Source organism: Klebsiella sp. RIT-PI-d (assembly GCF_001187865.1).
Taxonomy (GTDB): domain Bacteria; phylum Pseudomonadota; class Gammaproteobacteria; order Enterobacterales; family Enterobacteriaceae; genus Superficieibacter.
In genome coordinates this window covers 24,312-38,518 of sequence record NZ_LGIT01000007.1, presented here as the reverse complement: position 1 = coordinate 38,518, position 14,207 = coordinate 24,312, and the positions used below count along the sequence as shown (strand labels likewise).

The following is a 14,207-nucleotide window of genomic DNA, read 5'->3' as shown; positions in this document are numbered from 1 at the left end:
TTGGATCGGCATTTTTTGTATAAATTAGCGCCGTTTGGTCTGACCTGAATCAATTCAGCAACAGAGGATTGATATACTATCGGCAGTATTCGTTACGTACTTTGGATAAGCCTAAGTTCGTTTCCGGCATCAGATTTCATTTTGCATTCTAAGTTCAGAGGTAGTCATGATTAAGAAAATCGGTGTGTTGACAAGTGGCGGCGATGCGCCGGGCATGAACGCTGCGATTCGTGGCGTTGTCCGTGCAGCATTAACGGAAGGTCTGGAAGTGATGGGCGTGTATGACGGTTATCTGGGATTGTACGAAGACCGTATGATCCAGCTCGACCGCTACAGCGTTTCCGACATGATCAACCGTGGCGGCACATTCCTCGGCTCCGCACGTTTCCCTGAATTCCGCGAAGAACATATCCGTGCTGTGGCTATCGAGAACATGAAAAAGCGCGGTATAGATGCTCTGGTAGTTATCGGCGGTGACGGTTCCTACATGGGGGCAAAACGCCTGACTGAAATGGGTTTCCCGTGCATCGGTCTGCCGGGTACGATTGATAACGATATCAAAGGTACCGACTACACCATCGGCTATTTCACCGCGCTGGGTACCGTCGTCGAGGCGATTGACCGCCTGCGCGACACGTCCTCTTCTCACCAGCGTATCTCTATTGTTGAAGTCATGGGCCGCTACTGCGGCGATCTGACCCTGGCGGCAGCTATCGCGGGCGGCTGTGAGTTTGTTATGGTGCCGGAAGTCGAATTTAGCCGTGACGATCTGGTGGCCGAAATCAAAGCGGGCATCGCCAAAGGTAAAAAACACGCGATCGTTGCGATCACTGAACATATGTGTGATATCCACGAGCTGGCGGATTACATCGAGAAAGAAACCCATCGTGAAACGCGTGCCACCGTGTTAGGTCACATTCAGCGTGGCGGCTCTCCGGTGCCTTACGACCGTATTCTGGCATCCCGTATGGGCGCGTATGCTATCGATCTGCTGCTTGCTGGTCACGGTGGTCGTTGCGTGGGTATCCAGAACGAAAAACTGGTTCACCATGACATCATTGATGCGATTGAAAATATGAAGCGTCCGTTCAAAGGTGACTGGCTGGAAACGGCTAAGAAGTTGTACTAAGCGGGTTAAATGCGGGCTGGCGGCTACACCTGGCCTGCCACGCCTGCTATATCAGCAGGTTATGTATTGCGCGGGCCTGTGCAAGCAAAGCGCCGCCAGGCAAATGTTCCACCGCGCTACACAGAGAGAAGTCAGAAGGGAAGGGAAACCTTCCCTTTTCTTTGGCAGGAGAACTATTCGATATCCAGCGCGTCTTCCGACAGGATAATACCGGTATTATCAGCGTAAAGATGGTCGCCGGAGAAGAACGTTACGCCGCCAAAATTGACGCGTACGTCACTTTCACCGATGCCTTCACCCGCCGCGCCGGCTGGAATGGCGGCAATCGCCTGAATGCCAATATCAAGTTCTTCAAGGTCGTCGACCTGGCGTACTGAACCGTACACCACAATTCCTTCCCATTCATTTTGCGCCGCGGTGCGGGCGAGATCCGCATCAATCAGCGCGCGACGAACGGAGCCGCCGCCGTCAACTAACAGGATGCGGCCACGACCATTTTGTTCGAGCAGATCGTACAGCAACCCGTTGTCCTCGAAACATTTCACCGTGGTAATTTGGCCGCCAAACGACGACCGACCACCAAAGTTGGTGAACAGCGGTTCCACGACGTTGACATCTTCCTGGTAGATGTCGCAAAGTTCGGAAGTATCGTATTTCATAGGCTTAACGTTCCGTTGCTGCGAGAACCTTCAGTATATCGCGCCAGGCGTACTGTTGGCAAAATCAACAATTGTTAATTGATATTTGTCAGTTAATTCAGCGTCTGACTGAGGATAATCCCAACCACAAACAGCAGGTTAGTCAGCAATGCGCCTTTTACGGTGCGTTCCAGCATCGGACGCATTGCAAGCGGATCGCGTTCACGCATCACATAGCGCGCCTGGCGGAACAGGAGCGGCGCGGCCAGAATAAACAGCCAGCCCCACGGGCTTTGCAGTGAAATCAGGTTAAAAAGCGCAAGGCATAGCAACGCGCCAGCCAGCAAAACGCTGTGGTAACGTCGGGCATTCAGCGGCCCGAGGCGTACCACCAGGGTGTTCTTACCATTTTGCCGGTCGCTATCGATGTCGCGCAGATTATTGATATTCAACACCGCGGTCGCCAGCAGACCGCAGGCGGTGGCAGGTAAAATAATTGCCGGGATCACGCTATGTGCCTGAAGATACCAGCTGCCCATGACGCTTAGCCAGCCGAAAAAAACCAGTACCGAAATATCCCCCAGGCCAATATAGCCGTAAGGACGATTACCCATGGTATAGGTGATAGCGGCGACAATAGAAAGACAGCCAAGTACCAGAAAGCCGATAAAGTCGGTCATGGTCTCACAGGCCACCGCGACCAGCGCCAGTCCGGATACGCAGGTAAGAACAATGGTAACGATCAGCGCGCGTTTCATTTGCTGCTGAGTAATCGCACCTTTTTGCATTCCGCGTAGCGGGCCAATACGGTCAGGCTTGTCGCTTCCTTTGACCGCATCACCATAGTCATTCGCCAGGTTGGAGAGAATTTGCAGCAATCCGGCGGTGACCAGCGCCAGGATGGCGACCAGCGGATTAAAGTGTCCCTGCCACCATGCCAGCGCAGTACCGACCACAATGGCGCTAAAGGCCAGCGGGAGCGTCTTAGGTCGCAGGCTTTCGAGCCATGCCTGAGTCGGGCTTAAAGGTTGTTCAGTCATAATTCCGGCCAATAAAAAATGGGGCTTATTAGCCCCATCTGAAGTGATGAAAACGTATTGAGCACGATTATAAGATAAAACGGCTCAAATCTTCATCTGCTACTAAAGCATCAAGGTGCTTACTCACATAGTCTGCATCAATGATGATGGTTTCACCGTTGAGATCGCTGGCATCGTAGGAAATATCTTCCATAAGACGCTCAAGCACGGTATGCAGACGGCGTGCGCCGATGTTTTCTGTGGTTTCGTTGACCTGCCAGGCGGCCTGTGCGATGCGCTTAATACCGTCTTCGGTAAACTCAATATTAACGCCTTCAGTGGCCATCAGCGCTTTGTACTGTACGGTTACAGATGCGTTAGGCTCAGTCAAAATGCGTTCAAAATCACCGGTTGTGAGCGCCTGAAGCTCAACGCGGATAGGCAGACGACCCTGCAATTCCGGAATAAGATCGGACGGTTTAGCCACCTGGAATGCACCGGAGGCGATAAACAGAATATGATCCGTTTTGACCATGCCGTGTTTAGTGGAAACGGTACAGCCTTCCACCAGCGGCAGCAGGTCGCGCTGAACACCTTCACGGGAAACGTCCGGGCCATTAGATTCGCCGCGCTTACAGATTTTGTCGATTTCGTCGATAAACACGATACCGTGCTGCTCAACCGCATCGACCGCGTCCTGTTTTAACTCTTCCGGGTTAACCAGTTTCGCGGCTTCTTCTTCAATCAGGAGCTTCATCGCTTCCTTGATTTTTAGCTTGCGCGGTTTTTGCTTCTGGCCACCCAGATTCTGGAACATCGACTGAAGCTGGCTGGTCATCTCTTCCATGCCCGGAGGTGCCATGATTTCAACGCCCATTGGCGCCGCAGCCAGATCAATCTCGATTTCTTTGTCATCGAGCTGGCCTTCACGCAGTTTTTTGCGGAATGCCTGACGCGCTGCGGACGGTTCAGCCTGTTGCTCAGCCTGGCCCCAGTTGTTTTTAGCCGGTGGGATCAGCACATCAAGAATACGCTCTTCCGCCATTTCTTCCGCGCGGTAACGGTATTTCTCAATAGACTGAACGCGAACCATTTTGATCGCAGAGTCGGTCAGATCGCGAATGATAGAATCCACTTCTTTACCGACATAGCCCACCTCGGTGAATTTAGTCGCTTCAACTTTAATGAACGGCGCGTTAGCCAGTTTTGCCAGACGGCGGGCAATTTCAGTTTTACCTACGCCGGTCGGGCCGATCATCAGAATATTTTTTGGCGTAACTTCATGGCGCAGCTCTTCGTCAAGCTGCATACGACGCCAGCGGTTACGTAATGCAATGGCCACAGAACGCTTAGCCGCATCCTGACCGATAATGTGTTTGTTCAGTTCGCTGACAATTTCGCGTGGGGTCATTTCAGACATGGGTGATCCTTACGCCTTAGACGGCAATTCTTCAATAGTGTGGAAGTGGTTGGTATAGATGCAGATATCGCCTGCAATCCCCAACGCTTTCTCCGCAATGTCACGTGCGCCAAGCTCGGTGTTTTCCAGCAGAGCACGGGCAGCAGCCTGCGCGTAAGGCCCACCAGAGCCAATCGCAATCAAATCATTTTCTGGCTGAACAACGTCGCCATTACCGGTAATAATCAATGAGGCATTTTCGTCGGCGACGGCCAGCAGCGCTTCAAGTTTGCGCAGCATACGGTCGGTACGCCAGTCTTTCGCCAGTTCAACGGCGGCTTTAACCAGGTGACCCTGGTGCATTTCCAGCTTGCGTTCAAACAGTTCGAAGAGGGTGAAAGCATCGGCGGTGCCGCCGGCAAAGCCTGCGATGACTTTATCGTTGTAAAGACGACGTACTTTTTTTACGTTGCCTTTCATTACGGTGTTGCCGAGCGTGGCCTGACCATCACCTGCGATGACCACATGGCCGTTACGGCGTACGCTTACTATTGTTGTCACGAGATGCCCCCCTGGGTGCAAAAGCGGAATAGGCGCCCCGCAGTATTTGCGGGGCTGAATGGAATTATAGATGGGGGAGATTTTGGGGGTTTCAACCCCTGACGGCAACGCGAATGCAGTTTGCGTGACCGGCCATCTTCAAACGATTAAGCATACCGTCCGCGTTGTCTTTACCTTTAATTGGCCCAATTACGACCCGATTAATACCGTTGCTGTTGGTAATATGGGAGTCAAAACCTTCAAACGCCAGCTGTGCACGAATGGTTTCCGCCTGCTCTGCGCCTTTAAATGCACCACACTGCATTAACCAGCGGCGATCGTCTGTTTTCTCCGCGGTTTGCTTTGGCGCTTCCGCTTCGCGCGCGGCAGGTGCCGCTGCCTGTGTTTTAGGCTGCGTCGACGTAGTATGCGCTGGCGTCTGGATTAAATCCTGATACGGCTGCTGCGACGGCTGACTTTGGCGTGGCTGCTGAACCGGCTGTTCAACGGTTCGCGGTTGCGTGCGCGGTTGCTGAACGGGCTGCGTATTCGACTGCTGTTGCTGCTGTTGCTGCTGTTTTTGCTGTTGAGCCTGAGCCTGCTGCTGGCGCTGGAGCGTTTGTTGACGTTGCGCCGGGGTTTGTTCATTCCACGGTACTTCATTAAGCTGCGTCGGCTGCTGGCGCATGTCGGCCTGCATTTGCTCCAGCAGCTGACGCTGTTCATTCGTCAGCTGATTCGCATTTTTCACTTCTCCGCCCGCTGACGGTTCAGTCGGCGTGCGGATGCCGGGCTGACGGCTCTCCAGCTCTTTAATATATTTCCAGCGTTCCTCTGGTTTCGGTGGCAGGCCGTTACCGGTTACCTGACGCCCCTGAAGTGCTTCAGATTCTTCTTTTTTATGGTGGGTAATAAAGTACAGTCCACCAATAAAGGCCACCAGTATGGCGGCAGCAATAGCAACCATGGCTGGCGAAACAGCAGGCAGAGTCCGTTGTTTTTGACGTGAGGTGCTCTTTTTGCGCCGCGAAGAAGCCGGTTGGCTGCGGCGTACATAATCTCGTTGTGCCACTATCGTTTCGCTGTATTTATTTGTTATTAGTCCGTCATGTTACTTAAGCGACGGGCCTTTGACCAGACGGGGGAGTCTTAAAGCCGGTATACTTTAAGACAATATATTTCCCGTGCTGCCACGTATAATAAGTTCACAATCCAGTAAGCGCGAACCGCTACTGACATTTTGTCCGTGCAATTGATCGAGCAATAACAGCATTGCTTCCCGTCCAATCTCAAAGCGCGGTTGTGAAACGGTGGTCAGCGGAGGATCGCAGAACTCAGATAGCGAAATGTTATCGAAGCCGATGATCGACAAATCCTGCGGAATACGTAACCCCTGACGCTTTGCCCAGGACAGGGCACCCAGAGCCATTATATCACTATGGCAGAAAACAGCCGTCGGTGGCTTCGGTAGCGCCAAAAGTTGCTCCAGCGCCTGAGCACCCGCTTCATAGGTGAAATTACCTCGCGCAATATAATGCGGATCGACGGTAATGCCGCTACGGCGCAGGGCCTGAACGTAGCCCTGTAACCGATAATGACACAGCGGCATTTCTTCCGGCCCGGCAATACACCCGATACGCTGATGCCCCAGGTTATGCAGATAGTTTACGGCGTCAAAGGCGGCGGTCAGGTTGTCGATATGCACCGTGGGCAGTTCCAGCTCCGGCGCGAATTCGTTAGCCATGACCATTGGCGGCAGATTTCGTTGCTCTTCGATACTGGCATCAAACGGTAGCTTTGAACCGAGCAGTAACATACCGTCAATCTGCTTGGTAATAATTAAATCGATAAAGGTTTTTTCCTGCTGATTCTGATGCGCGCAGTCGCCAATCAGTACCAGATAACCCTCTCCGGCAGCCGTCACTTCAATACCGCGAATAATCTCGCTGAAAAAGGGATCGCAAATATCCGGCACAATCACCAAAAGAGTACGTGATTCATTACGGCGGGTGTTTCGCCCGAGCGCCTGAGGATAATAGCCCACATCAATCGCGGCTTGCTCAACCCGATTGCGGGTAGACTGAGATACTTTCTCCGGGTTCATCAACGCCCGCGACACGGTTGCCGTTGAGACGTTTGCTTTCAGCGCTACATCCTTCATCGTTGCCGAAGCAACTGTTTTACTGGTCTTCACCTCTTTTCTCCTCGCATACGCCGCGCAGGCACAGAGACATCCTCTTTCTCTGACATCATCCACACTTTTAACAGATAGTTATCTGAAGAGTTACAGAAATTTCATAGAAAGTGTGACGAACATTAAATTTCTCGATCCTCCTCGCATCGTTTGGCTTAGCCCTCAATGGGATCAACATCAAGAACCCATTTTACCCGGCGAGATTCGGGCAGCGTATTGATTAACGCCAGCGTCCCGCTTACCACATGTTGCAGGCGAACGCGTGAAGGATGCTGGAGCAAAATTTGCCAGCGATAACGCCCGCCGCGTTTGGGCGCAAGTGCCGGTACCGGGCCGAGGATCCACAGCTTATCGTCGGCCAGAGGGCTGGCCTGCAATAAATTACGTAGCTGCTGCAGGAAAACAGGAGCCTGCTGATTATTGTGGTCCTCCGCACGGATCAGCACGTGGCTGGTCCACGGCGGAAGCTGCATCGCCTGACGCTCCGCCAGCGCCTGCTGCGCAAATGCGTCATAGCCCTGGTGCAGCAACGTTTGTAATAAAGGATGCTCAGGATGATGGGTTTGCAGGATAACTTCTCCCTGTTTGCCCGCGCGACCGGCGCGACCTGATACCTGGGTATAAAGCTGAGCAAAACGTTCTGCAGAACGAAAATCCGCCGAGAAAAGTGCGCCATCCACATCCAACAGCGAAACCAGCGTCACGTCGGGGAAATGGTGCCCTTTTGCCAGCATTTGCGTACCAATCAGTATCCGGGCACCGCCGCGATGAACCTCCGCAAGATAGTGCTCCAGCGCGCCTTTACGGCTGGTGGTATCGCGATCGATGCGTGAGATAGGAACACCCGCGAACAGCGGTGTTAATGCCTGCTCGAGCTGCTCAGTGCCCATTCCGACTGGCACGAGATGTGTGGAGCCGCAGGAAGGGCACTGGCGCGGAATAGGGCGCTGGCTATCGCAGTGGTGGCAGCGCAGATGGTGCTGCGCCTGATGCAGAGTGTAATAGTGATCGCAACGCGGGCACTCGGCAATCCAGCCGCAGTCGTGGCACAGCAATGCGGGCGCAAATCCGCGACGGTTAAGAAACAGGATCACCTGATTATCGGCCTGAAGATGCTGACGCATCCGGGCGATGAGCGCCGGAGAAAGCCCGGCCTGAAGTTGCTGCCCCTTTAAGTCGAGCACATGTTGAGTCGCAGGACGCGCATTACCGGCGCGGCGTGTAAGCTGAAGCTGGCGATATTTTTTTTGCCGCACGTTATGCAGCGTCTCCAGCGCCGGAGTTGCCGAGCCGAGGATTATCGGGATTTGCTCGCTGTGCGCCCGATAAACCGCCAGATCGCGGGCATGATAGCGCCAGCCTTCCTGCTGTTTATAGGAACTGTCGTGCTCTTCATCAATCACAATAACGCCGAGATTTTTAAACGGCGTAAATAATGACGAGCGGGTGCCAATAACAATAGCGGCCTCGCCGTTTTTCGCTTTCAGCCAGACGGAAAGGCGTTCGCTGTCATTGAGGGCGGAGTGCAGTACCTCAACCGGGGCAGTAAAACGCTCGCGAAAGCGCGCGATGGTCTGCGGCGTCAGGCCGATCTCTGGCACCATAACCAGCGCCTGCTTCCCCTGGGCCAGCACATTTTCCAGTACGCTCAGATAGACTTCGGTTTTACCTGAACCGGTAACACCTGCCAACAGCCACGCGGAAAAACTGTCTGAGGCACTATGGATTGCGCCAACGGCGGTGGCCTGTTCGGTATTCAGCCGCAGACGCTCGCCCGTGACCGCGTAGTCGGTACGCCAGTCGCTCAGGGAGGGCGCTTCACTGCCCAGCTCGCTGAGTCCTTTTGCCCGCAGCGCCTGTAGAATGGTGTCGCTAAATTCCAGCTCGCTAACCTGATGCCGCCAGATTTTTCCCTGGCGGAGTGCAGACAGTGCCTGCTGCTGTTTGGGCGAGCGCTTCAGGCTATTAATATCAATAGCTTGACCCTGCTCGGTCGCAAACCAGTACCACAGCGGCGCGGCGCTGGCCGGTTTACCCTGGCGCAGGAGAATGGGCAGCGCGTGAAAAAGCACGTCGCCGACAGGATGATGATAATAATCAACCGCCCACAGCAGTAAGCGCCAGACGGAGGGCGAAAAGACCGGGTCCGTGTCCAGCACCTCGACAACGGCTTTTAATTCGTTAAGCGGCAGTTCGCTGTTGTCGCTGACGGAAACCACAATGCCGATGCGCGCCTGTTGCTTACCAAACGGCACCCGCACGCGACAGCCCGCTTTCACCGACATCGCTGCGGGTAGCAGATAGTCAAAAGTGCGGGGCAACGGAACCGGCAGTGCGACGTGAGCAACGGGCATGAGATCATCCTGACTTGAAAACGGGCGGGATAGTATACACATTGTATAAGACGACGAACGGATCAGTTTGCATCCGCTGGTTAAATTCTGTATGATTCGCCCCCTTTGATGCGCTAATCGCGTGTCAAAAAAATTACCATTAACATCGCGTGGTGTCTGGCGTTAGGGCTGGAAGAGCGACGCGGCCTTAAACTGAGGTTTTCCCGATGAAAAAAGATATTCACCCGAATTACGTAGAAATTACTGCAAACTGCTCTTGCGGTAATGTGATCAAAACCCGCTCTACCGTGGGTCACGACCTGAACCTGGACGTGTGCAGCAAATGCCACCCGTTCTATACTGGCAAGCAGCGTGATGTTGCTACCGGTGGCCGTGTTGACCGCTTTAACAAGCGTTTCAGCCTGCCGACCAGCAAGTAAGTTTTGCTGTCAGGAAAGAGCGCCGCAAGGCGCTTTTTTTGTCTCTAAAATTCCTTCCCGCTAGTCGTTCTCTGTCGATAGTATTGGTCGCAATATAAAACCCCCGAATCTCGAATGAAACGTCGTTCTTCATTTAATGATAAATTGTTTCTATTATTGATCCGAGTCTTCGCGATCTTTATTTTTCTGCCATCAATTTAATTTCCTGGCAAAATCCAAAAGGTTTTCGTTAGTCCTGTGCCCTAGACTTCCTGACGCTACATAAACCAATTATCAGACCTCTATGTTTCACGTTTTTTTATATTGATGAAACGCACAGGTTTACTCTATTGCTGGGATCTCATTTTTGAGAGGGTTTGTCATGAAGTCTACGTATGCCTTATTACTTATTCCTTTATTATCCTGCGCTGCTCATGCTGGTTACGTTGATTATCGTCATGAATATTATGATGACGGACGTAACTACGATCGTGTTTATATGTCTCACCGTTTTTCGACAGGTTTTGGCGTGGCTGTTGAAGCTATTTCACGTTCCGATGATGCACAATCTAATGATGCCTGGAACAATATGGAAAGTAACGGCAATGAGTATACGGCAAGCTATCAGTTTACCTGGCAGGACCTGGTCTGGCAGCCCGGTATTGCTGTTGAAACAGGTGATAACATTGCCATTTATAAGCCGTATATCCGCGTACAGTACAACATTAACGATCGCTGGTGGACAGCATTCCGCTATCGTCAGGAGTACGCCCGAAGAAATACTGAGGGGAAAGATGACCGTATGGTTTATCGGCCGGAAGCGTGGCTCGGCTATAATGTCGCTAACTGGATGTTTGAACTAAACGGCATTTACAAAATTGCCGATAGCGAAGATTTATATAATAACAAAAAAGAAGATTACGAATATAACGTCAGAGTCGCGTATAAATTTGGCTCCTGGGTACCCTTTACTGAAATCGGTAACGTATCTTCAGGCTATAACACCACCACCACAGACGACCGCCAGACCCGTTATCGTGTCGGTATTGGATATAATTTCTGACGGCAATGTAACTCACGATAGATACCATATACGGTAAATTAAAATAACGTTGCCGTGTATATTCCAGTGCTTAACTCTCGGGATAGACAGATGAATAAGCGTAAAGTGGGTATTATAAATTATCTGGCGTACGGCTCAGGCGATTGCCTTGGCGCAGGTACGACGGCATTAACAGCTGCATGGTTACTTTATTTTTATACGACGTTTTGTGGATTAACGCCGATTGAAGCCACATTTATTTTTGCTATGGCGAGGATACTGGATGCGGTGGTGAGTCCGTTAATGGGTTATCTGACGGACAACTTTGGCGGTACGTGGTTGGGCAAGCGCTTCGGTCGTCGTAAATTCTTTATTTTACTGGGAATTCCCTGCGTCTTTTCTTATAGCTTCATGTGGATGGATAACATGAGCTACTGGTATTACCTGGTCACCTATTTGCTGTTTGACGTAGTCTACACCATGATCCTCGTGCCTTATGAAACGCTGGTGCCGGAGATGACCGATGATTTCAGACAAAAAACCAAATTCTCCGGTGCGCGTATTGGCATGGCACAACTGTCCGCGATCCTCGCCGCATTCCTGCCGGGTATCCTGTTGAACCATTTCGGTAAAGACAATGCCGTTTCCTTCTTCTATGCCAGCCTGGTGTTTTCTGTTATGTGTGCCGTGGTGCTAACCCTGGTGTGGTGCTTTACCTGGGAGCGTGAACGGAGTGAGGAAGAGCTGGCGGCACAGGCGCAAAAACTGACGCTTGGTCAAAGCCTGCACCGTCTGATTATTGAGCTGAGTTCTACGTTCCGCATTCGTATTTTCCGCCAGCACCTTGGCATGTACCTTGGCGGATATATCGCCCAGGACGTCTTCAACGCCGTATTTACTTATTACGTGGTGTTTGTGCTGATGCAAAGCCCGACCCTCGCATCCGATCTGATGGGGACAATGGCTATCCTGCAATTTATTGCGGTGATGGCAATGATCCCCCTGTGCATTCGCTTCGGGCAGGCACCGTCATACCGGGTTGTCGTTACGCTCTTCGCATTCAGCTCGTTGTCTTATGCCGGGCTGTATTACAGCGGGATGAGCAATAACTATTCTCTGCTGCTGCTTATTTCTGCCATCGCCGGTCTGGGCCGCGGTGGCATCAACTATATTCCGTGGAATATCTATACCTACATCGCCGATGTGGATGAAGTCATCACCGGTCAGCGCCGCGAAGGGATTTTTGCCGGCATCATGACCCTGACGCGTAAAGCATCGCAGGCAGGCGCAGTGATGCTGGTGGGAATACTCATGCAGCTTTCCGGATTTGTGTCCGGGCAGTCCACGCAGGTGCCTGGCGTAAGCCACACTATTTTGATGATCCTGAGCCTCGGCACCGTAGGCGTATTGCTAATTGGCTTTCTGATTTCTCTTAAATTTCGCCTGAACCTTAAAACGCACAGCGTGCTGCAGGAGGAGACGCTGAAAATGCGCGAGGCGGGTCGCCTGACGCCGGAGGCCATCACGCCAGAAGCGCGTCAGACGGTAGAGATGCTGGCCGGTATGCCTTACGAGAAATTATGGGGTAATAACTCGATCGGCTACCTTAATCAGCGCAAAGCGTTACAACGTCAGAGCATGTCCCCGCTGTAGCACCAGGCAAAAAGCAGAGGTTAACCTCTGCTTTTACGTGTCTCGCGTGAATTTTGGTCGTATGACGTGCGGTGGTGATGAGAACCACCGTTAAAGCATCAGTATTCCCATGTCTCCGGGTCAATGCCCAGTTCGCGCATAATCACTTTCGCATCTTCCGGGATTTCGTCGCTACGCTCTTTACGCAGATCGGCATCATTGGGCAAAGGTTGGCCGGTAAACGCATGCAGAAATGCTTCGCAAAGCAGTTCGCTGTTTGTGGCATGACGCAGGTTGTTCACCTGACGACGCGTGCGTTCATCGGTGAGGATTTTTAACACCTTCAGAGGAATGGAAACCGTGATCTTTTTGACTTGCTCACTCTTCTTACCGTGCTCAGCGTATGGGCTGATATATTCGCCGCTCCATTCAGCCATGAGTTACCTTGATCCTCTCACTATTAATAAAGGGCCGAACCCGCGTTCAGGCCGTAATTGCGCGTAGTTTACCTCAGTGAGAACGTTGTGACACGAGGTAAGCATTCTCAGATGTGCGCTAATGCATATAATTTTAACGGCTATTTGTCATTTGCTCAATCTATACGCAAAGAAGTTTAGATGTCCAGATGTATTGACGTCTATTGTATCTGTGTTTACTCTGGTACCTGACTTTTCATAGATCTTGCCAGGATGATTCACTATGACGCGTAAACAGGCCACCATCGCAGTGCGTAGCGGGTTAAATAATGACGAACAGTACGGCTGCGTTGTTCCCCCGATCCATCTCTCCAGCACCTATAACTTTACCGGTTTTAATGAGCCTCGCGAGCATGACTACTCTCGCCGTGGTAACCCGACGCGTGATGTCGTACAGCGCGCGCTGGCGGAGCTGGAAGGGGGCGCGGGTGCGGTGCTGACCAATACCGGCATGTCAGCGATTCATCTGGTCACGACGGTATTTCTTCGGCCTGGCGATCTACTGATCGCACCGCACGATTGTTATGGCGGCAGCTATCGTCTGTTCGACAGTCTGGCAAAACGAGGGTGCTACCGGGTTCTGTTTGTCGATCAGAACGATGAGGCCGCGTTACAGGCGGCGCTGGCCCAGCAGCCGAAACTGGTATTAATCGAAAGTCCAAGTAATCCATTGTTACGCGTCGTGGATATTGCGAAAATCTGTCAGCTTGCCAACCGGGCGGGCGCATTTACCGTGGTGGATAACACCTTCCTGAGCCCGGCGCTGCAAAATCCGCTGGCGCTGGGGGCCGATATGGTGTTGCATTCATGTACTAAATATCTGAACGGCCATTCGGATGTGGTCGCCGGCGTGGTTATTGCTAAAGCGCCTGAGCTTGTCACCGAACTGGCATGGTGGGCGAATAATATCGGCGTAACCGGAGGCGCATTTGACAGTTATCTGCTGCTGCGCGGCCTGCGTACGCTGTCGCCGCGTATGGAAGTGGCCCAGCGCAATGCGCAGGGCATTGTTGAGTACCTGAAGACACAGCCGCTGGTGAAAAAACTTTATCACCCGTCGCTGCCGGAAAATCAGGGGCATGAGATTGCCGCTCGTCAGCAAAAAGGATTTGGCGCGATGCTGAGTTTTGAACTGGATGGCGATGAGCAAACATTGCGTCGCTTCTTAAGCGGGCTGTCACTGTTTACGCTGGCGGAATCTTTAGGTGGGGTTGAAAGTTTAATTTCCCACGCCGCCACCATGACGCACGCGGGTATGGCACCGGAAGCACGTGCCGCCGCCGGGATCTCCGAGACGCTACTGCGTATCTCAACCGGTATTGAAGATGGTGAAGATTTAATTGCCGATCTGGAAAATGGCTTCCGGATCGCATCGAAGGGGTAAAC

Annotated in this window: 13 protein-coding genes; 5 read left to right on the top strand and 8 right to left on the bottom strand. The window is 52.3% G+C overall.

Going from position 1 to position 14,207, the window contains the following annotated elements; genetic code table 11:
• The first annotated feature begins 166 nt into the window (after positions 1-166).
• Positions 167-1,129 carry a 6-phosphofructokinase gene (pfkA, locus tag AC791_RS06015; RefSeq protein ID WP_049839595.1) on the top strand — a complete coding sequence of 321 codons (963 nt, stop codon included), beginning with the start codon at positions 167-169 and terminating at the stop codon, positions 1,127-1,129.
• Between the two features lie 173 nt (positions 1,130-1,302).
• Here the strand turns inward: pfkA and rraA are convergent, their stop codons facing one another.
• The 7 genes from rraA to priA form a co-directional block, all read right to left on the bottom strand.
• Positions 1,303-1,788, bottom strand: a complete 486-nt coding sequence (gene rraA, locus AC791_RS06010; protein ID WP_049839594.1) for a ribonuclease E activity regulator RraA — start codon at positions 1,786-1,788, stop codon at positions 1,303-1,305.
• A gap of 92 nt (positions 1,789-1,880) precedes the next feature.
• Positions 1,881-2,807, bottom strand: coding sequence for a 1,4-dihydroxy-2-naphthoate polyprenyltransferase (gene menA, locus AC791_RS06005; RefSeq protein WP_049839593.1), 927 nt, complete (start codon positions 2,805-2,807; stop codon positions 1,881-1,883).
• Between the two features lie 67 nt (positions 2,808-2,874).
• Positions 2,875-4,206 carry an HslU--HslV peptidase ATPase subunit gene (gene hslU, locus AC791_RS06000; RefSeq protein WP_049839592.1) on the bottom strand — a complete coding sequence of 444 codons (1,332 nt, stop codon included), beginning with the start codon at positions 4,204-4,206 and terminating at the stop codon, positions 2,875-2,877.
• Positions 4,207-4,215: 9 nt separating this feature from the next.
• Positions 4,216-4,746 carry an ATP-dependent protease subunit HslV gene (gene hslV / locus AC791_RS05995; RefSeq protein ID WP_049839591.1) on the bottom strand — a complete coding sequence of 177 codons (531 nt, stop codon included), beginning with the start codon at positions 4,744-4,746 and terminating at the stop codon, positions 4,216-4,218.
• 91 nt (positions 4,747-4,837) lie between these two features.
• Complete coding sequence (gene ftsN / locus AC791_RS05990) at positions 4,838-5,797, bottom strand: cell division protein FtsN (protein ID WP_049839590.1); 960 nt, start codon at positions 5,795-5,797, stop codon at positions 4,838-4,840.
• Between the two features lie 93 nt (positions 5,798-5,890).
• Positions 5,891-6,919 (bottom strand): DNA-binding transcriptional regulator CytR, encoded by a 1,029-nt coding sequence (gene cytR, locus AC791_RS05985; RefSeq protein WP_049839589.1) that lies wholly within the window; start codon positions 6,917-6,919, stop codon positions 5,891-5,893.
• Positions 6,920-7,074: 155 nt separating this feature from the next.
• Positions 7,075-9,273, bottom strand: coding sequence for a primosomal protein N' (gene priA / locus AC791_RS05980; RefSeq protein WP_049839588.1), 2,199 nt, complete (start codon positions 9,271-9,273; stop codon positions 7,075-7,077).
• Positions 9,274-9,479: 206 nt separating this feature from the next.
• On the opposite strand from priA, the gene rpmE reads away from it, so the two are divergent.
• The 3 genes from rpmE to AC791_RS05965 all read left to right on the top strand — a co-directional run bounded on the left by rpmE (position 9,480) and on the right by AC791_RS05965 (position 12,366).
• The gene (gene rpmE / locus AC791_RS05975) at positions 9,480-9,692 is read left to right on the top strand and encodes a 50S ribosomal protein L31 (RefSeq protein ID WP_049839587.1); all 213 of its coding nucleotides are present in this window, start codon (positions 9,480-9,482) and stop codon (positions 9,690-9,692) included.
• A 361-nt stretch (positions 9,693-10,053) separates the two neighbouring features.
• The gene (locus tag AC791_RS05970; RefSeq protein ID WP_049839586.1) at positions 10,054-10,734 is read left to right on the top strand and encodes an oligogalacturonate-specific porin KdgM family protein; all 681 of its coding nucleotides are present in this window, start codon (positions 10,054-10,056) and stop codon (positions 10,732-10,734) included.
• Positions 10,735-10,824: 90 nt separating this feature from the next.
• Positions 10,825-12,366: an MFS transporter gene (locus AC791_RS05965; protein WP_049839585.1), complete on the top strand. Its 1,542-nt coding sequence runs from the start codon at positions 10,825-10,827 to the stop codon at positions 12,364-12,366.
• 98 nt (positions 12,367-12,464) lie between these two features.
• Here the strand turns inward: AC791_RS05965 and metJ are convergent, their stop codons facing one another.
• Positions 12,465-12,782, bottom strand: a complete 318-nt coding sequence (metJ, locus tag AC791_RS05960) for a met regulon transcriptional regulator MetJ (RefSeq protein WP_049839584.1) — start codon at positions 12,780-12,782, stop codon at positions 12,465-12,467.
• Positions 12,783-13,044: 262 nt separating this feature from the next.
• Here metJ and metB point away from each other — a divergent pair, with 262 nt between their 5' ends.
• Entirely contained in the window at positions 13,045-14,205 is a 1,161-nt protein-coding gene (gene metB / locus AC791_RS05955; protein ID WP_049839583.1) for a cystathionine gamma-synthase, read from the top strand.
• Positions 14,206-14,207: the final 2 nt, after the last annotated feature.